This window comes from Enterobacter cloacae complex sp. ECC445 (assembly GCF_021892025.1).
Taxonomy (GTDB): Bacteria; Pseudomonadota; Gammaproteobacteria; order Enterobacterales; family Enterobacteriaceae; genus Enterobacter; species Enterobacter chengduensis.
On sequence record NZ_JAKLRZ010000029.1, the window covers coordinates 42,824 to 69,615 of the forward strand.

The 26,792-nt window shown below is 57.4% G+C and carries 26 protein-coding genes; 21 read left to right on the top strand and 5 right to left on the bottom strand.

The window, feature by feature from the left end; translation table 11 throughout:
• Window positions 1-23 precede the first annotated feature (23 nt).
• The 7 genes from dapF to corA all read left to right on the top strand — a co-directional run bounded on the left by dapF (window position 24) and on the right by corA (window position 6,713).
• Window positions 24-848 (top strand): diaminopimelate epimerase, encoded by an 825-nt coding sequence (dapF, locus tag L6R44_RS20335; protein WP_008501545.1) that lies wholly within the window; start codon window positions 24-26, stop codon window positions 846-848.
• Window positions 845-1,552 carry a DUF484 domain-containing protein gene (locus tag L6R44_RS20340; RefSeq protein WP_032644795.1) on the top strand — a complete coding sequence of 236 codons (708 nt, stop codon included), beginning with the start codon at window positions 845-847 and terminating at the stop codon, window positions 1,550-1,552. The genes dapF and L6R44_RS20340 overlap by 4 nt, the downstream gene beginning before the upstream one ends.
• Window positions 1,549-2,451 (top strand): tyrosine recombinase XerC, encoded by a 903-nt coding sequence (gene xerC, locus L6R44_RS20345; RefSeq protein ID WP_237425242.1) that lies wholly within the window; start codon window positions 1,549-1,551, stop codon window positions 2,449-2,451. The genes L6R44_RS20340 and xerC overlap by 4 nt, the downstream gene beginning before the upstream one ends.
• Window positions 2,451-3,167 (top strand): 5-amino-6-(5-phospho-D-ribitylamino)uracil phosphatase YigB, encoded by a 717-nt coding sequence (gene yigB, locus L6R44_RS20350; RefSeq protein WP_237425243.1) that lies wholly within the window; start codon window positions 2,451-2,453, stop codon window positions 3,165-3,167. Before xerC ends, yigB begins: the two co-directional genes overlap by 1 nt.
• Window positions 3,168-3,243: 76 nt before the next feature.
• Window positions 3,244-5,406 carry a DNA helicase II gene (gene uvrD / locus L6R44_RS20355; RefSeq protein WP_237425244.1) on the top strand — a complete coding sequence of 721 codons (2,163 nt, stop codon included), beginning with the start codon at window positions 3,244-3,246 and terminating at the stop codon, window positions 5,404-5,406.
• A 62-nt stretch (window positions 5,407-5,468) separates the two neighbouring features.
• Window positions 5,469-5,612 carry a YsgD/CorL family protein gene (gene ysgD / locus L6R44_RS25055; RefSeq protein ID WP_350190275.1) on the top strand — a complete coding sequence of 48 codons (144 nt, stop codon included), beginning with the start codon at window positions 5,469-5,471 and terminating at the stop codon, window positions 5,610-5,612.
• A 150-nt stretch (window positions 5,613-5,762) separates the two neighbouring features.
• Window positions 5,763-6,713, top strand: coding sequence for a magnesium/cobalt transporter CorA (gene corA / locus L6R44_RS20360; protein ID WP_008501540.1), 951 nt, complete (start codon window positions 5,763-5,765; stop codon window positions 6,711-6,713).
• Between the two features lie 83 nt (window positions 6,714-6,796).
• Here the strand turns inward: corA and rarD are convergent, their stop codons facing one another.
• Window positions 6,797-7,693, bottom strand: a complete 897-nt coding sequence (rarD, locus tag L6R44_RS20365; protein WP_023309622.1) for an EamA family transporter RarD — start codon at window positions 7,691-7,693, stop codon at window positions 6,797-6,799.
• Between the two features lie 51 nt (window positions 7,694-7,744).
• The gene (gene yigI, locus L6R44_RS20370) at window positions 7,745-8,212 is read right to left on the bottom strand and encodes an acyl-CoA thioesterase YigI (protein ID WP_032644790.1); all 468 of its coding nucleotides are present in this window, start codon (window positions 8,210-8,212) and stop codon (window positions 7,745-7,747) included.
• Window positions 8,213-8,375: 163 nt separating this feature from the next.
• Here yigI and pldA point away from each other — a divergent pair, with 163 nt between their 5' ends.
• From pldA to rhtC, 3 genes are all read left to right on the top strand, one after another.
• The gene (gene pldA, locus L6R44_RS20375; protein ID WP_032644789.1) at window positions 8,376-9,245 is read left to right on the top strand and encodes a phospholipase A; all 870 of its coding nucleotides are present in this window, start codon (window positions 8,376-8,378) and stop codon (window positions 9,243-9,245) included.
• Window positions 9,246-9,335: 90 nt separating this feature from the next.
• Entirely contained in the window at window positions 9,336-11,165 is a 1,830-nt protein-coding gene (recQ, locus tag L6R44_RS20380; RefSeq protein WP_237425245.1) for an ATP-dependent DNA helicase RecQ, read from the top strand.
• A gap of 61 nt (window positions 11,166-11,226) precedes the next feature.
• Complete coding sequence (gene rhtC / locus L6R44_RS20385; RefSeq protein WP_032644787.1) at window positions 11,227-11,847, top strand: threonine export protein RhtC; 621 nt, start codon at window positions 11,227-11,229, stop codon at window positions 11,845-11,847.
• Here the strand turns inward: rhtC and rhtB are convergent.
• Window positions 11,844-12,464, bottom strand: coding sequence for a homoserine/homoserine lactone efflux protein (gene rhtB / locus L6R44_RS20390; protein ID WP_045417644.1), 621 nt, complete (start codon window positions 12,462-12,464; stop codon window positions 11,844-11,846). The two genes, rhtC and rhtB, sit on opposite strands and share 4 nt — an antisense overlap.
• Window positions 12,465-12,573: 109 nt before the next feature.
• Between rhtB and pldB the strand changes: the two genes are divergently transcribed.
• The 5 genes from pldB (at window position 12,574) to L6R44_RS20415 (ending at window position 16,960) form a co-directional block, all read left to right on the top strand.
• A complete protein-coding gene (gene pldB / locus L6R44_RS20395) occupies window positions 12,574-13,566 on the top strand; it encodes a lysophospholipase L2 (RefSeq protein ID WP_237425246.1) in 993 nt (330 codons plus the stop codon).
• A 31-nt stretch (window positions 13,567-13,597) separates the two neighbouring features.
• Window positions 13,598-14,398 carry a sugar/pyridoxal phosphate phosphatase YigL gene (gene yigL / locus L6R44_RS20400; protein WP_021242854.1) on the top strand — a complete coding sequence of 267 codons (801 nt, stop codon included), beginning with the start codon at window positions 13,598-13,600 and terminating at the stop codon, window positions 14,396-14,398.
• A 254-nt stretch (window positions 14,399-14,652) separates the two neighbouring features.
• Window positions 14,653-15,663 carry a DUF4258 domain-containing protein gene (locus L6R44_RS20405; RefSeq protein ID WP_237425247.1) on the top strand — a complete coding sequence of 337 codons (1,011 nt, stop codon included), beginning with the start codon at window positions 14,653-14,655 and terminating at the stop codon, window positions 15,661-15,663.
• Window positions 15,663-15,935, top strand: a complete 273-nt coding sequence (locus tag L6R44_RS20410) for a hypothetical protein (protein WP_223561826.1) — start codon at window positions 15,663-15,665, stop codon at window positions 15,933-15,935. Before L6R44_RS20405 ends, L6R44_RS20410 begins: the two co-directional genes overlap by 1 nt.
• A gap of 125 nt (window positions 15,936-16,060) precedes the next feature.
• Window positions 16,061-16,960 carry a carboxylate/amino acid/amine transporter gene (locus L6R44_RS20415; RefSeq protein ID WP_237425248.1) on the top strand — a complete coding sequence of 300 codons (900 nt, stop codon included), beginning with the start codon at window positions 16,061-16,063 and terminating at the stop codon, window positions 16,958-16,960.
• Here L6R44_RS20415 and metR read toward each other — a convergent pair.
• Complete coding sequence (gene metR, locus L6R44_RS20420; protein ID WP_237425249.1) at window positions 16,848-17,801, bottom strand: HTH-type transcriptional regulator MetR; 954 nt, start codon at window positions 17,799-17,801, stop codon at window positions 16,848-16,850. The two genes, L6R44_RS20415 and metR, sit on opposite strands and share 113 nt — an antisense overlap.
• A gap of 116 nt (window positions 17,802-17,917) precedes the next feature.
• Here metR and metE point away from each other — a divergent pair, with 116 nt between their 5' ends.
• On the top strand, window positions 17,918-20,179 hold the full coding sequence (metE, locus tag L6R44_RS20425) for a 5-methyltetrahydropteroyltriglutamate--homocysteine S-methyltransferase (RefSeq protein ID WP_237425250.1): 2,262 nt from the start codon (window positions 17,918-17,920) through the stop codon (window positions 20,177-20,179).
• Window positions 20,180-20,260: 81 nt separating this feature from the next.
• On the opposite strand, the gene L6R44_RS20430 is transcribed toward metE, so the two are convergent.
• The gene (locus tag L6R44_RS20430; protein ID WP_237425251.1) at window positions 20,261-21,067 is read right to left on the bottom strand and encodes a dienelactone hydrolase family protein; all 807 of its coding nucleotides are present in this window, start codon (window positions 21,065-21,067) and stop codon (window positions 20,261-20,263) included.
• 255 nt (window positions 21,068-21,322) lie between these two features.
• Between L6R44_RS20430 and udp the strand changes: the two genes are divergently transcribed.
• The 5 genes from udp (at window position 21,323) to ubiB (ending at window position 26,760) form a co-directional block, all read left to right on the top strand.
• Complete coding sequence (udp, locus tag L6R44_RS20435) at window positions 21,323-22,084, top strand: uridine phosphorylase (protein ID WP_003860792.1); 762 nt, start codon at window positions 21,323-21,325, stop codon at window positions 22,082-22,084.
• A 140-nt stretch (window positions 22,085-22,224) separates the two neighbouring features.
• Window positions 22,225-23,682 (top strand): DNA recombination protein RmuC, encoded by a 1,458-nt coding sequence (gene rmuC / locus L6R44_RS20440; RefSeq protein ID WP_237425252.1) that lies wholly within the window; start codon window positions 22,225-22,227, stop codon window positions 23,680-23,682.
• Between the two features lie 66 nt (window positions 23,683-23,748).
• The gene (ubiE, locus tag L6R44_RS20445) at window positions 23,749-24,504 is read left to right on the top strand and encodes a bifunctional demethylmenaquinone methyltransferase/2-methoxy-6-polyprenyl-1,4-benzoquinol methylase UbiE (RefSeq protein ID WP_008501525.1); all 756 of its coding nucleotides are present in this window, start codon (window positions 23,749-23,751) and stop codon (window positions 24,502-24,504) included.
• A gap of 13 nt (window positions 24,505-24,517) precedes the next feature.
• Window positions 24,518-25,123, top strand: coding sequence for a ubiquinone biosynthesis protein UbiJ (gene ubiJ / locus L6R44_RS20450; protein ID WP_032644779.1), 606 nt, complete (start codon window positions 24,518-24,520; stop codon window positions 25,121-25,123).
• A complete protein-coding gene (gene ubiB, locus L6R44_RS20455) occupies window positions 25,120-26,760 on the top strand; it encodes a ubiquinone biosynthesis regulatory protein kinase UbiB (protein ID WP_237425253.1) in 1,641 nt (546 codons plus the stop codon). The genes ubiJ and ubiB overlap by 4 nt, the downstream gene beginning before the upstream one ends.
• Window positions 26,761-26,792: the final 32 nt, after the last annotated feature.

A 26,792-nucleotide genomic window follows, 5' to 3' on the forward strand; every position in this document is an offset into this window, starting at 1 on the left:
GTACCCGCGCAATGGAGCAAATGATGCAGTTCTCTAAAATGCATGGCCTTGGCAACGATTTTATGGTCGTCGACGCGGTAACGCAGAATGTGTTTTTCTCCCCGGAACTGATCCGTCGCCTGGCGGATCGGCATCTGGGCGTGGGGTTCGATCAGCTGCTGGTGGTTGAGCCGCCGTACGATCCCGACCTCGATTTTCACTACCGTATCTTTAACGCCGACGGCAGCGAAGTTAACCAGTGCGGCAACGGCGCGCGCTGCTTTGCCCGCTTTGTCCGCCTGAAAGGGCTGACCAACAAGCGTGATATTCGCGTCAGTACGGCCAATGGCCGCATGGTGCTCAGCGTCACCGACGATGAACTGGTGCGCGTAAACATGGGCGAGCCTAACTTCGAGCCCTCCGTCGTGCCGTTTCGCGCAAACAAAGCGGAAAAGACCTATATTATGCGTGCGGCCGAGCAGACAGTATTGTGCGGCGTCGTCTCAATGGGTAACCCGCACTGCGTGATTCAGGTTGATGATGTGGAAACCGCGGCGGTCGAAACGCTCGGTCCGGTGCTGGAAAGCCACGAACGTTTCCCGGAGCGTGCGAACATCGGCTTTATGCAGGTGGTGAAGCGCGAGCACATTCGTCTGCGGGTTTACGAGCGCGGCGCGGGCGAAACTCAGGCCTGCGGCAGCGGCGCGTGTGCGGCGGTGGCCGTGGGCATCTCCCAGGGGTTACTGGCGGAAGAGGTTCGCGTGGAATTACCGGGCGGTCGGCTTGATATCGCCTGGAAAGGACCGGGTCATCCACTGTATATGACTGGCCCGGCGGCACATGTCTATGACGGGTTTATCCATCTATGAAACAACCAGGGGAAGAACTGCAGGAAACAGTGACGGAACTGGACGACAGAGCTGTTGTTGATTATCTGCTGCGCAATCCTGAGTTTTTTATTCGCAATGCACGCGTCGTCGAAGAGATGCGCGTGCCGCATCCGGTTCGCGGGACCGTGTCGCTGGTCGAATGGCACATGGCGCGCTCGCGCAACCACATCAATCAGCTTGAAGAGAACATGACGCTGCTGATGGAGCAGGCCAGCACCAACGAAAGCCTGTTTTATCGTCTACTGCATCTGCAGGCGCGTCTGGCGTCGGCGCATAGCCTCGACGAGTTCCTCAGCCGCTTCCACCGCTGGGCGCGTGAGCTTGGGCTGGCGGGTGCAACGCTTCGTCTGTTCCCTGACCGCTGGCGCATCGGCGCGCCGTCGGGGTTTACCCATCTGGCACTCAGCCGTCAGGCCTTTGAACCGCTGCGCATTCAGCGTCTGGGACACGAGCACCACTATCTGGGGCCGCTGAACGGGCCCGAGCTGCTGGTGGTGTTGCCGGAAGCCAAAGCGATTGGCTCGGTAGCGATGTCACTGATGGGCCGCGATGGTGATCTGGGCGTCATTTTGTTTACCAGCCGCGACGCGCATCACTATGAGCAGGGGCAAGCCACCCATCTGCTGCAGGAGATCGCCCTGATGCTGCCCGAGCTGCTGGAGCGCTGGATTGAGCGCGTATGACGGACGGACTGCTCGCCACTGACGTCTCGCGCTTTCTGCGCTATCTCGGCGTGGAGCGTCAGCTTAGCCCCATTACGCTGCTTAACTATCAGCGTCAGCTTGATGCCATCATGCAGATTGCCGAGGAGATCGGCCTGAAAAGCTGGCAACAATGTGACGCCGCTACGGTGCGCGGGTTCGTCGTGCGCAGCCGTAAAAAAAATCTCAGCCCGGCGAGCCTTGCGCTCAGGCTCTCCGCGCTGCGCAGCTTCTTCGACTGGCTGGTCAGCCAGGGCGGCTTAAAAGCCAACCCGGCGAAAGGCATCGCCACGCCGAAAGCCCCGCGCCATCTGCCGAAAAATATCGACGTCGACGACGTAAACCGCCTGCTGGATATTGACCTTAACGATCCGCTTGCCGTGCGCGACCGCGCGATGCTGGAGGTGATGTACGGTGCCGGGCTGCGTCTGTCTGAACTCGTCAACCTCGACCTAAAGCATCTCGATCTGGAATCGGGCGAAGTGTGGGTCATGGGGAAGGGCAGCAAAGAGCGCCGCCTGCCCATTGGCCGCAATGCCGTCGCCTGGATTGAGCACTGGCTTGACCTGCGCGGGCTGTTTGGCGCGGAAGAAGATGCGCTGTTCCTGTCGAAACTCGGCAAGCGGATCTCGGCGCGTAACGTACAGAAGCGCTTTGCGGAGTGGGGCATTAAGCAGGGGCTGAATAGCCACGTTCACCCGCACAAGCTGCGCCACTCCTTTGCGACACACATGCTTGAGTCGAGCGGCGATCTGCGCGGCGTGCAGGAACTGCTCGGCCACGCGAATCTGTCCACCACTCAAATTTATACCCACTTAGACTTCCAGCACCTTGCCTCGGTGTATGACGCGGCGCATCCACGCGCCAAACGGGGGAAATAATGCGTTTTTACCGCCCACTGGGTCAGATCTCCGCGCTGACGTTTGACCTTGATGACACCCTTTATGACAACCGCGAGGTGATCCTGCGTACCGAGCAGGAGTCGCTGGCGTTTGTGCAGAACTACCATCCCGCGCTGAAGGCGATGCAGAACAAGGACTTCCAGACGCTGCGCCAGTCCCTGCGGGAAACCGAGCCGGACATCTACCACGACGTGACCGAATGGCGTCGCCGCGCGGTGGAGCAGGCGATGCTGAACGCGGGTCTGAGTGCCCAGGATGCTGCCATCGGTGCCGAAGCGGCAATGGAAAACTTTGCCAAATGGCGCAGCCGTATCGACGTGCCGCAGGAGACCCACGACACGCTGGCGAAGCTTGCCGAAAAGTGGCCGCTGGTGGCCATCACCAACGGCAATGCCCAGCCGGAGCTGTTTGGCCTCAGCGATTACTTTGAATTCGTGCTGCGCGCGGGTCCTCACGGGCGCGCGAAGCCGTTCAGCGATATGTACCATCTGGCTGCGGATAAGCTTAGCCTGCCGCTGGGTGAGATTCTGCACGTGGGGGATGACCTCACCACGGACGTGGCGGGCGCTATCCGCTGCGGCATGCAGGCCTGCTGGATCAAGCCGGAAAACGCCGACCTGATGATCGCCTCCGATAGCCGTCTTCTGCCGCACGTGGAAATTTCGCGGTTGGCATCCCTCACGACGCTGATATAATCATCAATTGTTCTGTATAAATTAACAGGGTTTTGGCGAATGCTCTTCGCCTGCCCGACATGACGTGACGGTGCCAATGGACGTTTCTTACCTGCTCGACAGCCTTAATGACAAACAGCGTGACGCGGTTGCCGCCTCGCGCACCAACCTGCTGGTGCTGGCTGGGGCGGGCAGTGGTAAGACGCGCGTGCTGGTTCACCGTATCGCCTGGCTGCAGAGCGTGGAAAACTGCTCGCCGTACTCCATCATGGCGGTGACGTTCACCAACAAGGCGGCGGCAGAGATGCGCCACCGTATCGCCCAGCTGATGGGCACCAGCCAGGGCGGCATGTGGGTCGGCACCTTCCACGGTCTGGCGCACCGCCTGCTGCGCGCGCACCATATGGACGCCAACCTGCCGCAGGATTTTCAAATTCTCGACAGCGAAGACCAGCTCCGCCTGCTGAAGCGCCTGATCAAGGCGATGAACCTCGACGAGAAGCAGTGGCCGCCGCGTCAGGCGATGTGGTACATCAACGGCCAAAAGGACGAGGGGCTGCGCCCGCACCATATCCAGAGCTTCGGCAACCCGGTGGAGCAGACCTGGCAGAACGTCTACAAAGCCTATCAGGAAGCGTGCGATCGCGCCGGCCTGGTGGATTTCGCCGAGCTGTTGCTGCGCGCCCACGAGCTGTGGCTCAACAAGCCGCACATCCTGCAGCACTACCGCGAACGCTTCACCAACATCCTGGTGGACGAATTCCAGGATACCAACAACATCCAGTACGCGTGGATCCGCCTGCTGGCCGGCGATACCGGCAAGGTGATGATCGTGGGCGATGACGACCAGTCGATCTACGGCTGGCGCGGGGCGCAGGTGGAGAACATCCAGCGCTTCCTCAACGATTTCCCCGGCGCGCAAACCATCCGTCTGGAGCAGAACTACCGCTCAACCAGCAACATCCTGAGCGCGGCCAACGCCCTGATTGAGAACAACAACGGGCGTCTGGGTAAAAAGCTGTGGACCGACGGCGTCGACGGCGAGCCGATTTCGATTTACTGCGCGTTTAACGAACTCGACGAAGCGCGCTTCGTGGTGAATCGCATTAAAACCTGGCAGGACGACGGCGGCGCGCTGGAGCAGTGCGCCATTCTCTACCGCAGCAACGCCCAGTCGCGCGTGCTGGAAGAGGCGCTCTTGCAGGTGGGCATGCCGTACCGCATATACGGCGGCATGCGCTTCTTCGAACGTCAGGAAATCAAAGACGCGCTCTCGTATCTGCGCCTCATTGCGAACCGTAACGACGACGCGGCGTTTGAGCGCGTGGTGAACACGCCTACGCGCGGCATCGGTGACCGCACGCTGGACGTGGTGCGCCAGGCCTCGCGCGACCGCCAGCTGACGCTGTGGCAGGCGTGCCGCGAGCTGCTGCAGGAAAAAGCCCTCGCCGGACGTGCCGCCAGCGCGTTGCAGCGCTTCCTTGAGCTGATTGACGCCCTGGCGCAGGAAACCGTCGACATGCCGCTGCACGTGCAGACCGACCGGGTAATTAAAGACTCCGGTCTGCGCACCATGTACGAGCAGGAAAAAGGCGAGAAGGGCCAGACCCGTATTGAGAACTTAGAGGAACTGGTCACGGCAACGCGCCAGTTCAGCTATAACGAAGAAGACGAAGACCTGATGCCGCTTCAGGCGTTCCTGTCGCATGCCGCGCTGGAGGCGGGGGAAGGGCAGGCGGACACCTGGCAGGATGCGGTTCAGCTGATGACGCTGCACTCCGCCAAAGGCCTGGAGTTTCCGCAGGTGTTTATCGTCGGGATGGAAGAGGGGATGTTCCCGAGCCAGATGTCGCTGGATGAAGGCGGTCGTCTGGAAGAGGAGCGTCGTCTGGCCTACGTGGGCGTGACGCGTGCGATGCAAAAGCTGACGCTAACCTACGCCGAAACCCGCCGCCTGTACGGAAAAGAGGTTTACCACCGTCCGTCGCGCTTCATCGGCGAACTGCCGGAGGAGTGCGTGGAAGAGGTGCGTCTGCGGGCCAGCATCAGCCGTCCGGTCAGCCATCCGCGTATGGGGTCACCGATCTCTGAAACCGACACTGGCTACAAGCTGGGCCAGCGCGTGCGCCATTCGAAGTTTGGCGAAGGCACCATTGTGAATCTGGAAGGCAGCGGCGAGCACAGCCGCCTGCAGGTGGCGTTCCAGGGGCAGGGGATCAAATGGCTGGTGGCGGCCTATGCGAAGCTGGAAACAGTCTAACTTTCAGAAAAATATCATTATTTTGTAATAATCTGCTAGCCTTATACGGTGAAGGTCAATTAATGCCCTTCAGCGTTCCGTTGCGTGTTGACGCCACAGTTATAGCTGGCGTAACATGCGCGCACGATTACGCTAAGAGGACATTCGCCTTGGACACACCCAGTAGATGCTGGCTCAATTCCCTGTCATCCAGGAACAACTCCTAAGGCTATCTCCTCTTGCTGATGGCCTTAGTGGTTGTCAGCGACTGCACTATTCCCGTCGCGCTGAGTCAGGCTGTTTAATGGTCTGAAACCCAATTTGTTTCTGTGTGCCCACCGAACTGTCCGATATTTTTTGCATTGGGAGTCCCGGTCATGTTGAGCGCATTTCAACTCGAAAATAACCGACTGACTCGGCTTGAAGCCGAAGAGTCACAGCCCCTCATTGATGCCGTATGGGTGGATCTGGTCGAGCCGGACGACGATGAGCGCCTTCGCGTACAATCTGAGCTGGGGCAAAGCCTGGCAACCCGCCCGGAACTGGAAGACATCGAAGCCTCCGCGCGTTTTTTTGAAGACGAAGACGGCCTGCACATTCACTCCTTCTTCTTCTTTGAAGATGCGGAAGACCACGCGGGCAACTCCACCGTGGCGTTTACCATTCGCGACGGCCGTCTGTTTACCCTGCGCGAGCGCGAGCTTCCTGCATTCCGTCTCTACCGCATGCGCGCCCGCAGCCAGGCGATGGTGGACGGCAACGCTTACGAACTGCTGCTCGACCTGTTCGAAACCAAAATTGAACAGCTGGCGGACGAAATTGAAAACATCTACAGCGATCTGGAAAAGCTGAGCCGCGTGATCATGGAAGGCCATCAGGGCGATGAGTACGATGAAGCGCTCTCCACGCTGGCGGAGCTGGAAGATATCGGCTGGAAGGTGCGTTTGTGTCTGATGGATACCCAGCGCGCGCTGAACTTCCTGGTGCGCAAGGCGCGTCTGCCGGGCGGTCAGCTGGAGCAGGCGCGTGAGATCCTGCGCGATATCGAATCCCTGCTGCCGCACAACGAATCCCTGTTCCAGAAGGTGAACTTCCTGATGCAGGCGGCGATGGGCTTTATCAACATCGAGCAGAACCGCATCATCAAGATCTTCTCGGTGGTATCCGTGGTGTTCCTGCCGCCGACGCTGGTGGCATCGAGCTATGGGATGAACTTTGAGTTTATGCCGGAGCTGAAGTGGAGCTTTGGCTACCCGGGGGCGATTATCTTTATGATCCTCGCGGGGCTGGCGCCGTATCTGTACTTTAAGCGTCGTAACTGGCTGTAAAAATCTGGCGGGTGGCGCTGCGCTTACCCGCCCTACGATCGAATTCCCTCTCCCTGTGGGAGAGGGTTAGGGCGAGGGCAACATCACAGCCCTTTACGCACCCTGCGCTGGGTATAAATCGCATCCGCGACGAAAATCGCCAGCGCCACCCAGATAAAGGCAAACGTCACCATCTTATCCGCACCCGGCACTTCGCCGTAAAACACCACAGCCAGCAGGAACATCAGCGTCGGACCAATGTACTGGAAGAAGCCCAGCGTGGAGAGGCGCAGGCGCGTTGCCGCGCCGGTGAAGCACAGCAGGGGAATGGTGGTTACCACGCCCGCCGCCATCAGCATCAGGTTCAGCGACCACGGGTTGCTGCCCATATGGCTGGTGGCGCTGTCGGCGATGCCGAAGAGGTAGATCGCCGCCACCGGCAGCAGCCACAGGGTTTCAAACAGCATCCCCGTCTGTGCTTCCACCGCAATCTTCTTACGCACCAGACCGTAGAACGCAAAGCTGAACGCCAGGCCGAGGGCAATAATCGGCAGCGAGCCGAAGGTCCAGAGCTGCACCAGCACGCCGCAGAAGGCCAGAATCACCGCCACCCACTGCATCCGGCGGAAGCGCTCACCGAGGAAAATCATCCCCAGGACTATATTCACCAGCGGGTTAATGAAGTAACCCAGGCTCGCTTCGAGCATGTGATGGTTATTCACCGCCCAGATAAACAGCAGCCAGTTGCCGCCAATCAGCACGGCAGAGAGCGCCAGCAGGAAGATCTTCTTCGGGGTTTGAAGCAGCGTTTTGACGCCCGACCACTGACGGCTGAGGCTCATCAGCGCGATCATGAAGAAAAACGACCAGATAACGCGGTGAGTGAGGATCTCATCGGCCGGAACGTAGGCGATAAGCTTGAAGTACGCCGGGGCGATACCCCAAATAAAATAAGCGGCAAGGGCGAGTAAAACGCCCTGCCGCGTCTGTTTAGCATCCATCGGGAAAATCCGTTACAAAAAAGTGAATCAATTTTACCCGATTTTGCCGCCTCAACCCACCATATAAGTGGCGGTTGCGCTGGCGATATACACCTGCTCTTCGTTGTGTAATTCAACGCGCGCCACGGCAACTTTATTCCCCGCGCGCAGCAGGCTGCTGCTACAGGTAAAGCGATTTCCGCGCCCCGGGCGAAGATAGTCGACGCGCAAATCAATGGTGCCCATGCGCGCCAGACGCTGGCGAAGTTCGTCTTCATTAATGGTGTCATGGCGCGTCAGCGTACTGCCCACGCAAACCAGCCCTGCCGCCACGTCCAGCGCGGAGGCAATCACCCCGCCGTGCAAAATACTTTGCGCCCAGTTCCCCACCATCATCGGCTGATTGTTGAAGCTCAGCTGGGCAAAATCTTTCTCGTAACGCTCCAGCTCCAGTCCCAGCGCGCGGTTGAACGGCATATGGTAAACAAAAATCTCGCCCACGAGCTTTAACACTTCTTCGGCGGTAAGCATGGCTGACATGAGGCTTCACATCCCTATTGTTAATGAAATGTTGATTTTATGCCTCAATAATACGGATTTCCACTTTCAGAAACGAGGATGCAGCAGTTGTCGCAGAAGTCTGTAGAATGTCCGCCACATAACTATTCAATCAATTTTACTCTTTTGCAGGAGAACACCACCGATGCGGACGTATCTGGCCTGGTTACTGGCGGCGGTTTCGCTGCCCCTCACAGCCTATGCGCAGGAAGCGACAATCAAAGAGGTGCATGATAAGCCTGCCGTGCACGGTAGCATTATCGCGAACCTTCTTCAGGAGCATGACAATCCGTTCACGCTCTATCCGTACGACACCAACTACGTGATTTACACCCAGACCAGCGATATGAACAAGGAGGCAATAAGCTCCTATAACTGGTCTGATAATGCGCGTAAAGACGAGGTGAAGTTCCAGCTGAGCCTCGCCTTCCCGTTCTGGCGCGGCATTCTGGGACCGAACTCGGTGCTCGGTGGCTCTTATACGCAGAAATCCTGGTGGCAGCTCTCTAACAGCGGCGAATCTTCGCCGTTCCGCGAAACCAACTATGAGCCGCAGCTGTTCCTCGGCTTCGCAACGGATTATGAATTTGCCGGCTGGACGCTGCGCGACGTCGAAGTGGGCTTTAACCACGACTCTAACGGACGCTCCGATCCGACATCCCGCAGCTGGAACCGTGCCTATACGCGTCTGATGGCGCAGAACGGTAACTGGATGGTGGAAGTGAAGCCGTGGTACGTGGTTGGCAGCACGGATGACAACCCGGACATCACCAAATACATGGGCTACTACCAGCTCAAAGTCGGCTATCAGCTGGGCGATGCCGTGCTGAGTGCGAAAGGCCAGTACAACTGGAACACCGGCTACGGCGGTGCGGAAGTGGGCTTAAGCTATCCGGTAAGCAAGCATGTCCGCCTTTATACGCAAGTCTACAGCGGCTACGGCGAGTCGCTTATCGATTATAACTTCAACCAGACCCGCGTCGGCGTGGGCGTGATGCTGAACGATATTCTCTAGGCTTCTCGAATGTTTTTGCGTTAAACGTTGAAGTTTCTCTCTCAGGCGCTGAAAATAGCGCCTGTTTCATTTCAGGCATATGGGGTTAACGTGGCGCAGGCGGAAGTATTAAATCAGGAGTCGCTGGCTAAACAGGTTTTGCATGAAACCTTTGGCTACCAGCAGTTCCGCCCTGGCCAGGAAACCATCATTGAAACGGTGCTGGAAGGCCGTGATTGCCTGGTGGTGATGCCGACCGGCGGCGGGAAATCTCTCTGCTATCAGGTGCCCGCGCTGGTGCTTAATGGCCTCACGGTGGTGGTATCTCCGCTCATTTCGCTGATGAAAGACCAGGTTGATCAGCTGCTCGCCAACGGCGTGGCGGCGGCCTGTCTTAACTCCACGCAAACCCGGGAGCAGCAGCAAGAGGTGATGGCCGGGTGCCGCACCGGGCAGATCCGCCTGCTGTATATCGCGCCGGAACGCCTGATGTTGGATAACTTCCTCGATCACCTTGCGCACTGGAACCCGGTCCTGCTGGCGGTGGATGAAGCGCACTGTATCTCCCAGTGGGGACACGATTTCCGCCCGGAATACGCGGCGCTTGGCCAGCTGCGTCAGCGCTTCCCCGAGCTGCCGTTTATGGCGCTGACCGCTACGGCGGATGATACCACCCGTCTGGATATCGTTCGCCTGTTAGGGCTGAACGACCCCTATATTCAGGTCAGCAGCTTCGACCGCCCTAACATCCGCTACATGCTGATGGAAAAATTCAAGCCGCTGGATCAGCTTCTGCGCTACGTCCAGGAGCAGCGCGGCAAGTCCGGCATCATCTACTGCAACAGCCGCGCGAAGGTGGAAGACACCGCCGCGCGCCTGCAAAACCGCGGCTTTAGTGCCGCCGCGTATCACGCCGGATTAGAGAACCACATCCGCGCCGACGTGCAGGAGAAATTCCAGCGTGACGACCTGCAGATAGTGGTCGCGACGGTGGCGTTCGGGATGGGCATCAACAAGCCCAACGTGCGCTTTGTGGTGCATTTCGACATCCCGCGCAACATCGAATCCTACTATCAGGAAACCGGCCGCGCCGGGCGTGACGGTCTGCCTGCGGAAGCGATGCTGTTTTACGATCCGGCCGATATGGCGTGGCTGCGCCGCTGTCTCGAGGAAAAACCGCAGGGACAGCTGCAGGATATCGAACGCCACAAGCTCAACGCGATGGGCGCGTTTGCCGAAGCGCAAACCTGCCGCCGACTGGTGCTGCTCAACTACTTTGGCGAAGGGCGACAGGAGCCGTGCGGCAACTGCGATATCTGCCTGGATCCGCCGAAACAGTACGATGGTCTGAACGACGCGCAAATCGCGCTCTCTACCATCGGACGGGTGAATCAGCGTTTTGGTATGGGTTATGTCGTGGAAGTGATTCGTGGCGCGAATAACCAGCGCATTCGTGATTTCGCACACGATAAGCTCAAGGTCTACGGTATGGGCCGGGATAAAAGCCACGAGCACTGGGTGAGCGTGATCCGTCAACTTATCCATTTAGGCTTTGCCACCCAAAATATTGCCCAGCATTCCGCGCTACAACTAACTGATGCCGCGCGTCCTTTGCTGCGTGGCGAAATGGAAATCAAGCTCGCCGTGCCGCGCGTGGTCGCCCTCAAGCCGCGCGTGATGCAGAAATCCTACGGCGGCAACTACGACCGCAAGCTGTTTGCCAAACTGCGCAAGCTGCGTAAGGCCATCGCCGACGAAGAGAACATCCCGCCTTACGTGGTGTTCAACGACGCGACGCTGATTGAGATGGCCGAGCAGATGCCGCTCAGCGCCAGCGAAATGCTCAGCGTCAACGGCGTGGGAACGCGCAAGCTGGAGCGCTTCGGGAAAGAGTTTATGGCGCTCATCCGCTCTCACGCCGACGGTGATGATGAGGAGTAGTCAGCCGGGCAAAAAAGTGCCAGGATGATGACTCACTGAATTATTTCCCCGCGAGTTAATTATGCTGATGCTATTTCTCACCGTGGCGCTAGTGCACATCGTTGCGCTGATGAGCCCGGGCCCTGACTTTTTCTTCGTATCACAAACGGCCGTCAGCCGCTCCCGCAAAGAGGCGATGATGGGCGTGCTCGGTATCACCATGGGCGTTATGGTCTGGGCGGCCGTTGCGCTGCTCGGTCTGAACCTGATCCTGGCGAAGATGGCCTGGCTGCATAACATCATTATGGTGGGCGGCGGGCTGTACCTGTGCTGGATGGGCTACCAGATGCTGCGCGGGGCGCTGAAGAAAGAAGAGAAAAAGCCGGAAGAGCCAAAGGTGGAGCTGGCAACGGGCGGCCGCAGCTTTGTGAAAGGGCTGCTGACCAACCTGGCGAACCCGAAAGCGATTATCTATTTCGGCTCGGTATTCTCGCTGTTTGTCGGCGATAGCGTTGGCGCGGGCGCGCGCTGGGGCATCTTCCTGCTGATCGTCGTTGAGACCTTTGCCTGGTTCACTGTCGTCGCCAGCCTGTTCGCCTTACCGGCAATGCGCCGCGGCTACCAGCGCATTGCGAAGTGGATTGACGGCTTCGCCGGCGCGCTGTTCGCCGGCTTCGGCATTCATCTCATCATTTCTCGCTAAGCATGACGCGCTGACGCAAGCAGCGCGCCAACCAGCATAAACAGCGAACCAAAGACTTTATTCAGGGCCTTCATCTGCTTAGGCCCTTTTATCCATGCCGCAATCCGCTGCGCGAGCGTCGCGTAACCAATCATCACGATGATATCGACGATAATGGTGGTCGCGCCCAGCACCACGTACTGCATCACCTGGGGCTGATGCGGCACGATAAACTGCGGGAACAGTGCGGCGAGGAATACGATGCTTTTCGGGTTGGTCAGGTTGACGAACACCGCGCGCTTAAACAGATGGCCGCGGTTTTGCGTCTGAGCGAGCGTATTCAGGTTGATGGAGCCTGCCGCGCGCCACTGCTGGATGCCAAGCCAAATCAGATACGCCGCCCCGGCCCATTTCAGCACTTCAAACGCCAGTACGGAGCGGGAGAACAGGGTTCCCAGACCAATCCCGACCAGCACGATATGAATGGCCAGCCCGGTCTGCAAACCGGCAATGGATGCCGCCGCCCCGCGATACCCGTGGTTGATGGAGGTGGTCATGGTGTTAATGGCGCCCGAGCCCGGTGAAAGACTGAGGATGATGGATGTCAGCAGGTAAGCGAACCACCACTCAAAGGTCATTTGAAACTCCCGAATTGTCTGTTTTTATGCCACAATACGCTATTGTTGAGTCATTTTGTGATCGGTGACGAAAAAACGATATTCCTTGGCTTAGGTGAGTAGAAACCCGATGTTTCAGCAGAAAAAGGACTGGGAAACACGAGAAAACGCATTTGCTGCTTTCTCCATGGGGCCGCTGACCGATTTCTGGCGCCAGCGTGAGGAAGATGAGTTTACGGGCGTCGGGGGCATCCCGGTACGCTTCGTACGTTTCCGTGATGAAAAAAATGACCGGGTGATCGTGGTCTGCCCCGGGCGCATAGAAAGCTACGTTAAATACGCCGAACTGGCCTACGATTTGGTCCATATGGGGTTCGATGTGCTTATCATCGACCATCGTGGGCAGGGGCTGTCCGGACGCATGTTGCCGGACACGCACCGTGGGCACGTCGATCGCTTCAGCGATTACGTCGACGATTTTGCCGCGTTCTGGCAGCAGGAAGTGCAGCCCGGCCCCTGGCGTAAGCGGTACATCCTTGCGCACTCCATGGGGGGCGCGATATCGACGCTGTTTTTGCAGCGTTATGAACACCAGTGCGATGCCATTGCGCTGACCGCGCCGATGTACGGTATCGTCATACGTTTCCCCGACTGGATGGTACGCCATCTTCTCGACTGGGCTGAGGGCCATCAGCGTATTCGTGAAGGCTATGCCATCGGGACAGGACGCTGGCGCGCGCTGCCGTTCGCCATCAACGTCTTAACCCACAGTCGGCAGCGTTATCGCCGCAACCTGCGCTTTTATGCCGATGAACCACGTTTACGCGTGGGCGGCCCGACCTGGCACTGGGTGCGGGAAGGTATCCTTGCCGGTGAGCAGGTGCTGGCGGGGGTCGGCAATGACGACACGCCAACGCTCCTGATTCAGGCGGAAGAAGAGCGTGTGGTCGATAACCGCATGCATGACCGCTATTGTGAACTGCGCGCTGCCGCGGGTCACCCTTGTGAAGGGGAAAAACCGCTGGTCATTAACGGTGCGTACCATGAGATCCTTTTTGAAAAGGACGCTATGCGCTCAGTCGCGCTCAACGCCATCGTTGAATTTTTCAACGGGCATAATTGATTCTTGTTTTCCACCAGAGGTTGAAATCCCTATGTACCAGGTTGTTGCATCTGATTTAGATGGCACGCTGCTTTCCCCTGACCACACCCTGTCGCCTTACGCGAAAGAGACCCTGAAGCTTCTGACCGCCCGCGGCGTGAACTTCGTGTTCGCCACCGGCCGTCACCACGTCGACGTGGGGCAGATCCGCGATAATCTTGAGATCAAATCGTACATGATCACCTCCAACGGTGCGCGCGTGCATGATACTGACGGCAACCTGATCTTTACCCATAACCTGGATCGCGATATTGCCGCCGATCTGTTCGGCGTGGTGCATAACAACCCGGCTATCGTCACCAACGTTTACCGCGACGACGACTGGTTTATGAACCGCCACCGCCCGGATGAAATGCGTTTCTTCAAGGAAGCGGTATTCAACTACTCCCTGTACGAGCCGGGCCTGCTCGAGCCGGAAGGGATCAGCAAGGTGTTCTTCACCTGCGACAGCCACGAAGAGCTGCTCCCGCTGGAGCAGGCGATCAACGCCCGCTGGGGCGATCGCGTGAACGTGAGCTTCTCAACCCTGACCTGCCTGGAAGTGATGGCGGGTGGCGTCTCCAAAGGTCACGCGCTGGAAGCGGTTGCGAAACGTCTGGGCTTCGAGCTGAAAGACTGTATCGCCTTCGGTGACGGCATGAACGATGCCGAAATGCTCTCCATGGCGGGCAAGGGCTGCATCATGCAGAACGCGCATCAGCGTCTGAAGGATCTGCACCCGGAGCTGGAAGTGATTGGTTCCAACGCTGACAACGCGGTGCCGAAGTATCTGCGCAAGCTGTTCCTTGAATAATGGGTTATTGGGTGGCACAGGGGGAACCTCCCCCTGTGCCCCGTATCGGTAGACGCTCTAAGTGCCTCTGCTCTGCGTCGCTCTAGTGCGACATTCACACAATAAGAATCAAAACCGAACGGCCTGACACTGAACGCTCCACTCCCGTGTTTTGATGCACTCATCATGGGGCATTTTGCTTGTATTGATTGTTTGATTAACAAACAAAAAGAGCGGAAAATCCATGCAAATAGCATGGATAAAAGGGACGTTTGATGCTCAGACTTTACACGCTGTGGGAACTGGCGCGGGAGCTGTCTCCCGAAGATTTCCAGCACATCCTGACACCGGAAGCAGCACTGGAAAAAGCGACGGTAAGTTATGATCTGAACTACAGGAATTACACATATCCGCCATTAGGTGAGGTCCCCAGAGAACTGAGTATTCCAAAAGACAAGCCTTACACTCGGGCAGATCGTTCAGTGTACGACCCGGTTTATGACGATCTGGAAATGAACCTGATGGAAGGCTGGGTAATTGGTCTGGACACAGATGAATACTGGGATGACACCCTAAATCCTTTTCACATCGATGCCGACAGTCAGCTCATTTTTGATAACGCAGACCCTTTCTGTTGGGTTATCAGTGACTTTCAGAGGGCATATCAGATAGTCATTAATAATCAGAACGGCAGAAAACCCGCACCAACTGAGAAATATCGCCCTTCCGGTGATCCCGTGCAGCACGATCAGGTAGCCAAAAAAATCAACAGTAAAGCAGCAGGGAGACTTCTGGCTGCAGGAGGCATCTACAACGGTAATATCGAAGGTTTTCATCAGACCGCACAGCAACTCGGCGGCGATGCGCCAGCGGGCTACGATCAGGTTATGGACAATAAAGGGCTTATCATCGCTGGTGCGTCTGTCGCCGCTGGCCTCGGAATTGGTCGTTTAGGGAGCCTAAGCGAGATGGAAGCACTAACAAAAATATCGAAAGGCGATTCTGGTGCATACTTACCTACAGGTCGAATGGGCAATCCTATGAATACGATAGGAGCAAATCCCCCAACTATTATTGGTGATTTCAGCTACTCAGCCCATGCGATTGACCGCATGCAAGGAAGAGGAGTACCGCCTTCAGCGATAGAAAATGCGCTTAGCACAGGCGATCTGTTTTCGACAAAAGCGGGAACAACGGGGTACTACGACTCAATTAATAATCTCCGCGTAATCGTCAATTCAAAGACAGGAAACATTGTTACCGTCATACCAGGAGCACCTAAATAATGAACAATGAAATGCTGCACGATGCCGTTAAATCCATACTATTAAATGAGTGGGACCCAATTGGGATCGGTGAGTTTGAAGAAGCTAATGACGAATATGACGCGTATATAGAACCAATATGCGAACTTATTGCGGAAGGGAAAAGTGCCATTGAGATTCAACATTACCTTCGATTCATAACTGACTCCATGTGCCTTGACGCAGATGGAGCTACAGAGCAAGCAATTGCAGAAAGGCTTGCATCTGTCTCTGTCCCAGCGGATCCGTCATAACAAAATCAGGGATTCCGGCACAGAGCTCTATAATGTTCATAACGCAACGACTGGATAATTATCATTCAGTTGTCAACCTGATAGTTCGCTACAATGCCTGTCCTTCTTTCTGAGAGACAAGCATTGTGGCGCTACTCATTATCACCACTATCCTGTGGGCCTTCTCCTTTAGCCTGATTGGCGAGTACCTTGCCGGCTCGGTCGACAGCTACTTCTCGGTGCTGATGCGCGTGGGGCTGGCGGCGCTGGTGTTCCTGCCGTTTCTGCGCACGCGCGGACAATCGCTGAAAACGATTGTGCTGTATATGCTGGTGGGGGCGATGCAGCTCGGCATCATGTATCTGTTCAGCTTCCGGGCCTACCTCTATCTGTCCGTCTCCGAATTCCTGCTCTTTACCGTGCTGACGCCGCTCTACATCACGCTGATTTACGATCTGCTCAGCAGACGCCGCCTGCGCGGGGGATACCTCCTGAGCGCGGCGCTGGCGGTGATTGGCGCGGCAATTATTCGCTACGACAAAGTGAGCGATCACTTCTGGACCGGCTTGATGTTCGTCCAGCTCGCCAACATCAGTTTCGCCATCGGCATGGTGGGCTACAAGCGCCTGATGGAAACCCGGCCGATGCCGCAGCATAACGCGTTTGCGTGGTTCTATATGGGCGCGGCGATCGTCGCGGTGGCGGCGTGGTTTATGCTGGGGAACCCGCAAAAGCTGCCGACCACCGGCGTGCAGTGGGGCGTTCTGGTCTGGCTAGGCGTCGTGGCGTCCGGGCTGGGGTACTTCATGTGGAACTACGGCGCGACGCAGGTCGACGCCGGTACGCTCGGGATCATGAACAACGTGCATGTCCCGGCAGGGCTGCTGGTTAACCTCGCCATCTGGCAGCAGCAGCCGCACTGGCCGAGCTTCCTTATTGGGGGAGCGGTGATCCTGGCTTCACTGTGGGTCCATCGCCGCTGGGTCGCTCCGCGCTCCGCACGAACGGAAGATGGTCGCACGCGTGGTTCCGCGCTGAGCGAATAAACGCCTCCGTAATCGGCTGACGCTGCTCGCCATCACGCACGGCGGCGTACAGTCGGCTCCACAGTCCTTCACCCAGGGTTTTGGTCACCACCAGGCCCTGGCGTTCAAAGCTCTCCACCACCCAGTGCGGCAGCGCTGCAATCCCCATTCTGGCCGCCACCATCTGGATCAGCAGCAGCGTGTTATCCACGCTTTTTAGCTGCGGGCTAATGCCTGCTGGCTGCAGGAAGTGTCGCCAGATATCCAGACGACTGCGCTGGACCGGATAAATCAGCAGCGTTTCGGTCGCAAGATCTTCCGGCGTGATGCGCGTTTTTGTCGCCAGCGGATGGTCCGGCGCCAGCACCAGACGCACTTCATAATCAAACATCGGCGAATAGTGCAGGCCGCTGCGCGGCAGGATGTCAGAGGTCATCACCAGATCCAGCTCGCCCTGCTGCAGCGAGGGCTGTGGGTCGAACGTGACGCCGGATTTAAAGTCCATCTCCACCTGCGGCCACTTCTGGCGGAAGTTCTCAAGCGCGGGGGTCAGCCACTGAATACAGCTGTGGCACTCAATGGCGATACGCAGTTTGGTCTGCTGCGGTTCGTTACACGCCTGCAGCGCGCTGGCGATTTGCGGCAGGACCTGATTCGCCAGCTGAAGCAGAATTTCACCCTGCGGCGTAAAGCGTAGCGGCTGGCTCTTACGCACAAAAAGACGGAAGCCGAGGCGCTGTTCCAGATCGCTGAACTGGTGAGAAAGGGCGGACTGGGTCTGGTGCAGCGTGGCCGCCGCCGCCGCCAGAGAACCGCAGTTCCGCAACGCTTGTAGCGTTTTCAGGTGTTTAATCTCGATCATGAAAGTCCTTCACTTCGCTGTGAATATTTTGCGCTTGAGGAATATACAGTACCTGCCAATTATAGATGTGTAAACATCTGGACGTCTAAATAACGAATTTCCACAAGGGGCATACCATGACAATCCGTAATCACACTCTCGGTTTCCCTCGCGTTGGCCTGCGTCGCGAGCTGAAAAAAGCGCAAGAAAGCTACTGGGCAGGGAACGCCACCCGTGAAGAACTGCTCGCGGTGGGGCGAGAGCTGCGCGCCCGTCACTGGGATCAGCAAAAACAGGCGGGCATTGACCTGCTGCCGGTGGGCGATTTCGCCTGGTACGACCATGTTCTGACGACCAGCCTGCTGCTGGGCAACGTGCCGGCTCGTCATCAGAACAAAGATGGATCGGTAGATATCGATACCCTGTTCCGCATCGGCCGTGGCCGCGCGCCAACGGGTGAGCCAGCGGCAGCGGCGGAAATGACCAAGTGGTTTAACACCAACTATCACTATATGGTGCCGGAGTTCGTAAAAGGCCAGCAGTTCAGGCTGACCTGGACGCAGCTTCTGGACGAGGTGGACGAAGCGCTGGCGCTGGGCCACCAGGTGAAGCCGGTGCTGCTCGGGCCGGTAACGTATCTGTGGCTGGGTAAGGTCAAAGGCGAGCCGTTTGACCGCCTCAGCCTGCTGAAGGACATTCTGCCGGTCTACAGGCAGGTGCTGATTGAGCTGGGCAAGCGCGGCATTCAGTGGGTGCAAATCGACGAACCTGCTTTGGTGCTTGAGCTGCCCCAGGAATGGCTCGATGCCTTCAAACCGGCGTATGACGCGCTTACCGGGCAGGTGAAGCTGCTGCTGACCACCTATTTTGAAGGCGTCACGCCGAACCTGAACACCATTACCGCGCTGCCGGTTCAGGGCCTTCACGTTGACCTGGTACACGGTAAAGATGATGTGGCGGAGCTGCACAAGCGTCTGCCCGCAGACTGGCTGCTCTCGGCCGGGCTGATTAACGGTCGTAACGTCTGGCGTGCCGATCTCACCGAGAAATACGGACAAATCAAAGACATCGTCGGTAAACGTGAGCTGTGGGTGGCCTCGTCCTGTTCATTGTTGCACAGCCCGATCGATCTCAGCGTAGAGACCCGTCTCGACCCCGAGGTGAAAAGCTGGTTTGCCTTCGCCCTGCAAAAATGTGAAGAGCTGACGCTGCTGCGCGACGCGCTGAACAGCGGTGACACGGCGGCGATTGCCGAATGGAGCGCCCCGATCCAGGCGCGTCGTCATTCGGCGCGCGTGCACAACCCGGCGGTGGAAAAACGTCTGGCAGCTATTACCGCCCAGGACAGCCAGCGCCAGAGTCCGTATGAGGTGCGCGCGGAAGCGCAGCGTGCGCGTTTCAACCTGCCTGCGTGGCCAACCACGACGATCGGCTCTTTCCCGCAGACTACGGAGATCCGCGGCCTGCGTCTCGATTTCAAAAAGGGCAATCTGGACGCGAATCATTACCGTACCGGCATTGCGGAGCACATCAAGCAGGCGATTATCGAGCAGGAGCGTTTAGGTCTGGACGTGCTGGTGCACGGTGAGGCCGAGCGTAACGACATGGTGGAATACTTCGGTGAGCACCTTGACGGCTTTGTGTTTACCCAGAACGGCTGGGTGCAGAGCTACGGCTCCCGCTGCGTGAAGCCGCCGGTGGTGATCGGCGACGTCAGCCGTCCGGAAGCGATCACCGTGGAGTGGGCCAAATATGCCCAGTCTCTGACCGACAAGCCGGTTAAGGGCATGCTCACCGGGCCCGTGACCATTCTTTGCTGGTCGTTCCCGCGCGAAGACGTGACCCGTGAAACCATTGCGAAGCAAATCGCGCTGGCGCTGCGCGATGAGGTGGCGGATCTGGAGGCGGCGGGCATTGGCATTATCCAGATTGACGAACCGGCGCTGCGAGAAGGTTTGCCGCTGCGCCGCAGCGACTGGGATGCCTACCTGAAGTGGGGCGTAGAGGCGTTCCGCATTAATGCATCGGTGGCGAAGGACGACACGCAGATCCACACCCACATGTGTTACTGCGAATTTAACGACATCATGGATTCCATAGCCGCGCTGGACGCCGACGTGATCACCATTGAGACCTCGCGTTCAGACATGGAGCTGCTGGAGTCGTTTGAAGAGTTCGACTACCCGAATGAGATCGGGCCGGGCGTGTACGACATCCACTCCCCGAACGTGCCGAGCGTGGAGTGGATTGAGGCCCTGCTGAAAAAAGCCGCCCAGCGCATTCCGGCAGAGCGCCTGTGGGTGAACCCGGACTGCGGCCTGAAAACACGCGGCTGGCCGGAGACGCGTGCGGCGCTCGCCAACATGGTGAAGGCGGCGCAGAATTTGCGTCAGGCGTAGTGGTGCTGGGTTGCCGGGTGGCGCTAACGCTTACCCGGCCTACCTGAAGGCCCGGTAAGGCGCAGCCGCCACCGGGCTTTTTTATGCTTTCTTCCCGCCATACTGGCTAAACCACGCCAGCATCCGCTGCCAGCCATCTTTGGCTGATTCCGCGTGATAGCTCGGACGATAGTCGGCGTTAAACGCATGCCCGGCATCCGGGTACACCACAATCTCCGCCTTTGCGTTTGCCGCACGAAGCGCATGACGCATGGTCTCTACCGAATCAAGTGAAATACCGGTGTCCTGAGCGCCGTACAGGCCTAACACCGGGGCATTTAACTCGGTAGCGATATCCACGGGATGTTTCGGCGAATTCAGCGTTTTTTCACCCACCAGTTTGCCGTACCAGGCGACAGCGGCTTTGAGCTGCGGATTGTGCGCGGCATACAGCCAGCTAATGCGTCCACCCCAGCAGAAACCGGTGACCAGCAGACGGTGCGGGTCGCCCCCGTTGCGCGCCGCCCAGCTGGCGACGTGGTCGAGATCGGCCAGCACCTGCGCGTCCGGGACTTTGCTGACCAGGTTGCTGAGCAATGTCGGAATATCGCTGTAGTCGTTCGGATCGCCCTGACGGAAGTAGAGCTCTGGCGCAACGGCCAGATAGCCTTCCAGCGCCAGACGGCGGCAGAGGTCGCGAATATGTTCGTGAACGCCAAAAATCTCCTGAACCACGATCACGATGGGCAGCGGACCCTCTGCCGATTTTGGCCGCGCGTGATAAGCAGGCATATTGTCCCCCTGCGAGGGAATGGAGGTCTCGCCCGCCGTGATGGCCTCTTCTGAGGTTGAAACGATGGTTGAAGCAAGCGGGGCCGCAGCAGGTGCAAAACCGGTTTTTTCAGTCATGGCATTCTCCGTACCAATGAGTTAGCGCAAAGGTAAATATAGACACCAGGTTAACAACTCACAGTGCCTTAAACGGTCTATCTTTTGTGCAGCACCTGGCGATATAACTTGTTAATGTGATGTAAATCACTTTTTTATGGAAATTCAATGTAACCATTTTCATTCATGGTGAGGTGCGTCACGAAAATATGCTTACTGCTTCTGTAAAGTACCGTTTTACTTCTTCTGACTAACCGACCCACAGAGGAGTCACCTATGTCTAAGTCTGATGTTTTTCATCTCGGCCTCACTAAAAACGATTTACAAGGGGCTACGCTCGCTATCGTCCCTGGCGACCCTGAGCGTGTGGAAAAGATCGCCGCGCTGATGGATAAGCCGGTCAAGCTGGCTGCCCATCGTGAGTTCACCACCTGGCGTGCAGAGCTGGATGGCAAAGCGGTGATCGTGTGCTCTACCGGTATCGGCGGTCCGTCTACCTCTATTGCTGTTGAAGAGCTGGCGCAGCTGGGCATTCGTACTTTCCTGCGTATCGGTACCACCGGCGCGATCCAGCCGCACATCAACGTGGGCGACGTGCTGGTCACGACCGCATCAGTCCGTCTGGACGGGGCAAGCCTGCACTTTGCACCGATGGAATTCCCGGCAGTGGCTGATTTCGAATGCACCACCGCGCTGGTTGAAGCCGCGAAATCGGTGGGCGCAACCACTCACGTAGGCGTAACCGCGTCGTCCGACACCTTCTATCCGGGCCAGGAGCGTTACGACACCTTCTCAGGCCGCGTGGTAAGCCGCTTCAAAGGCTCAATGGAAGAGTGGCAGTCCATGGGCGTAATGAACTACGAAATGGAATCCGCCACGCTGCTGACCATGTGTGCAAGCCAGGGTCTGCGTGCCGGTATGGTGGCGGGCGTTATCGTCAACCGTACCCAGCAGGAAATCCCGAACGCCGAAACGATGAAGCAGACCGAAAGCCATGCCGTGAAAATCGTGGTAGAAGCCGCGCGTCGCCTGATCTAGTCCTCTCCTTTCGAAATCAAAGGCCGACGCGTTCGGCCTTTATTTTTTGCGTAGCGCCTCGCAGGAAAACCCTTCCAAACTGGACGTTTATACAGCACAATTCTATTTTGTGCGGGTAATACGTTGATGCAGGGGGCATTGTGGATATCTCAATCCTGATTTATGCGGTGATTGCGCTGGCGGGCGTGGCGATAGGCTGGCTGATGTCCAGCTACCAGCACGCGCAGCAGAAGGCCGATCGGCTGGCTGAACGTGAAGAGATCGTCGCCGACCTAAGCGCGACAAAACAGCAGCTTGCCCTGAGCGAGCACTGGCGCGACGAGTGTGAGCTGCTCAACAACGAGCTGCGCAACCTGCGTGATATCAACACGTCGCTGGAGGCCGATCTCCGCGAAGTGACCACCCGCCTGGAATCCACCCAGCTGCATGCGGAAGATAAAATCCGCCAGATGATCAACAGCGAGCAGCGACTCAGCGAACAGTTTGAGAACCTCGCCAACCGAATTTTTGAGCACAGCAACCGCCGCGTTGATGAACAGAACCGCCAGAGCCTGAACAGCCTGCTGACGCCCCTGCGCGAACAGCTGGACGGCTTCCGCCGTCAGGTGCAGGACAGCTTTGGTCAGGAAGCCCGCGAGCGGCACACGCTGGCGCATGAGATTCGCAATCTTCAGCAGCTGAATGCCCAGATGGCGCAGGAAGCGGTCAACCTGACCCGCGCGCTGAAGGGGGATAACAAAACCCAGGGCAACTGGGGAGAAGTGGTGCTGACCCGCGTGCTGGAGGCCTCTGGTCTGCGGGAAGGGTACGAATATGAAACGCAGGTAAGTATCGAAAACGATGCCCGCTCTCGCATGCAGCCGGATGTGATCGTGCGGCTGCCGCAGGGCAAAGATGTGGTGATTGACGCCAAAATGACGCTGGTGGCGTACGAACGTTATTTCAACGCCGAGGATGACTATACCCGCGAATCTGCGCTGCAGGAGCACATCGCCTCCGTGCGTAACCATATCCGCCTGCTCGGCAGAAAGGATTACCAGCAGCTGCCGGGGCTGCGCTCGCTGGACTACGTCCTGATGTTTATCCCGGTAGAGCCCGCATTTCTGCTGGCGCTCGACAGGCAGCCTGAACTCATCACCGAAGCGCTCAAAAATAACATCATGCTGGTCAGCCCTACCACGCTGCTGGTGGCGTTACGTACCATTGCCAACCTGTGGCGCTATGAGCACCAGAGCCGCAACGCGCAGCAGATTGCCGATCGTGCCAGCAAGCTGTACGACAAAATGCGCCTCTTTGTGGACGACATGTCTTCCGTTGGGCAGAGCCTGGATCGTGCGCAGGATAACTACCGCCAGGCGATGAAAAAACTCGCCTCCGGACGCGGCAACCTGCTGGCGCAGGCCGAATCATTCCGCAGCCTGGGGGTGGAAGTTAAACGCGAGATTAATCCGGAATTGGTTGAGCAGGCCACTGCCCAGGACGACGAGTTTCGCCTGCGAGAAGGTGCGGGTGAACAAAAGACAAACAGTGAAGACAACGCGTTAGCGGTGGATTTGCCACCGGACGAGCCGCCGGCGCGTTTCTTTCGCGGTGGTTGAAACGTAGGGCAATTGCGCCCAATCTGTTACACTTCACGAACAATTTACTGATGAGCAGGCTCTGAGATGGTTGACGATTCACAAGACACAACGCACTTTGGCTTTCAGACTGTCGCCAAAGCGCAGAAAGCTGACATGGTGGCCCACGTATTTCATTCCGTGGCGGCGAAGTACGATGTGATGAACGATCTGATGTCGTTCGGCATTCATCGCTTGTGGAAGCGCTTCACCATTGACTGTAGCGGCGTACGTCGTGGTCAAACGGTGCTGGACTTAGCCGGCGGTACGGGCGACTTAACCGCGAAATTCTCCCGTCTGGTGGGCGAAACCGGTCGCGTTGTTCTCGCCGATATCAATGACTCCATGCTGAAAATGGGACGCGAAAAGCTGCGTAACATCGGCGTGGTGGGGAATGTGGAATATGTGCAGGCAAACGCCGAAGCGTTGCCGTTCCCGGACAATACCTTCGACTGCATCACGATCTCCTTCGGCCTGCGTAACGTGACCGATAAAGAAAAAGCGCTCCGCTCCATGTACCGCGTGCTGAAGCCGGGTGGACGCCTGCTGGTGCTCGAATTCTCCAAACCGATTATTGAGCCGCTGAGCAAAGCTTACGACGCCTATTCCTTCCACGTGCTGCCGCGCATCGGTGAGTTGGTAGCCAACGACGCTGAAAGCTACCGCTATCTGGCGGAATCCATCCGTATGCACCCGGATCAGGACACGTTAAAAGCCATGATGCAGGACGCGGAATTTGAGAACGTTGAATACTTCAACCTGACGGCGGGTGTCGTCGCGCTGCATCGCGGTTACAAATTCTGAGTGGAGGTGTCCCGTGCCCTTTAAACCTTTAGTCTCCGCAGGCATCGAGAATGTACTGAACGCTTTTCTGTATCGTGCTCCGGCGCTGAAAGCTGCGCGTCAGCGGCTTAACGGGAAGGTCTTACGCATTGTTCTGAAAGAGTTCTCGACGCCGCTTGTGCTGGTCTTCAGCGAACGTCAGCTTGACGTTCTCGGGGCGTGGGAAGGCGAAGCCGACTGCTCGGTCATTACGCATATGAGCGTGCTGCCAAAACTGCGCGATCGCCAGCAATTAACGGCGCTTATCCGCAGCGGTGAGCTGGAAGTGGAAGGCGACATTCAGGTCGTGCAGAACTTTGTTGCGCTCACCGATCTGGCGGAGTTTGATCCGGCAGAGCTGCTCGCGCCTTTTATCGGCGACATTGCCGCTGAAGGTATCGGGAAAGTCCTTCATGGTGGCGCATCTTTTGCGCGTAAAAGCCTTCAACGCCAGCAACGCTATGCGGCGGAAGTGCTGACAGAGGAGTGGCGAATGGCACCCGGTCCACTCGAAGTGGCATGGTTTGCGGAAGAGACCGCTGCTGTTGAACGTGCGGTTGATGCGTTGACCAAACGGCTGGAAAAACTGGAGGGCAAATGACGCCTGGTGAAATTCGGCGCCTCTATTTCATTATTCGCACCTTTTTGAGCTACGGGCTCGACGAGCTTATCCCCAAAATGCGTATCACGCTGCCGCTTCGTATCTGGCGGCGGATGCTGTTCTGGATGCCCAATCGCCATAAAGGACAACCGCTGGGTGAGCGTCTGCGCCTGGCGCTGCAGGAGCTCGGTCCGGTGTGGATCAAATTTGGACAGATGCTGTCGACCCGCCGCGATCTCTTCCCGCCGCTGATTGCCGACGAGCTCGCGATGCTGCAGGATCGCGTCGCACCGTTTGACGGCGCGCGCGCGAAAAAGCAAATTGAAGAGGCGATGGGCAATATTCCCATTGAGGCGTGGTTTGACGATTTCGACATTAAGCCACTGGCATCGGCCTCTATCGCGCAGGTGCACACCGCGCGTTTGAAAGAAAACGGCAAAGAAGTCGTTATTAAGGTCATTCGTCCAGACATCCTGCCGATCATCAAAGCGGACATGAAGCTGATTTATCGTCTGGCGCGCTGGGTGCCACGCTTGCTGCCGGACGGGCGTCGTCTGCGTCCGATGGAAGTGGTGCGGGAATATGAAAAAACGCTGATTGATGAGCTTAACCTGCTGCGTGAATCGGCCAACGCCATTCAGCTTCGTCGCAACTTTGAAAACAGCCCGATGCTCTATGTACCTGAAGTCTATTCTGACTACTGCAGTCAGAACATGATGGTGATGGAGCGTATTTACGGTATTCCGGTTTCGGATGTGGCGGCCCTGGAGAAACAGGGTACGAACATGAAGCTTTTAGCTGAGCGTGGCGTACAGGTGTTCTTTACCCAGGTGTTCCGCGACAGCTTTTTCCATGCGGACATGCACCCGGGCAATATCTTTGTCAGCTACGAACATCCTGAGGATCCGAAGTATATCGGTATCGACTGCGGGATTGTGGGGTCGCTGAACAAAGAAGATAAACGCTACCTGGCGGAGAATTTCATCGCGTTCTTCAACCGCGACTATCGCAAGGTGGCCGAACTGCACGTCGATTCCGGCTGGGTGCCGCCGGACACCAACGTCGAAGAGTTCGAGTTCGCGATCCGAACCGTTTGTGAACCGATTTTTGAAAAGCCGCTGGCGGAAATCTCCTTTGGACACGTGCTGTTAAACCTGTTTAATACGGCTCGCCGCTTTAATATGGAAGTTCAGCCGCAGCTAGTTTTACTCCAGAAAACATTACTTTACGTTGAAGGTGTAGGCCGGCAGCTCTATCCTCAGTTAGACTTGTGGAAGACCGCGAAACCTTTCCTTGAATCCTGGATCAAGGATCAGGTTGGCCTTCCGGCGCTGGTGCGATCGCTGAAAGAGAAAGGCCCGTTCTGGATAGAAAAAATGCCTGAAATTCCTGAACTGGTTTACGACAGTTTGCGTCAGAGCAAGAACCTTCAGCACAGCATGGATAAAATCGCCCGCGAACTTCAGTCCAGCCGTGTTCGCCAGGGCCAGTCACGCTATCTCTTTGGGATTGGCGCAACGCTGCTGCTGAGCGGTACGCTGCTGCTGATCAACCGCCCGGACTGGCAGATGATGCCCGCCTGGCTGATGGCTGGCGGGGCGGTTGTCTGGCTAGCCGGATGGAGAAAAACGCGCTAAGCGTGCGTCGCTATCGACGGGTCGTAAACGTA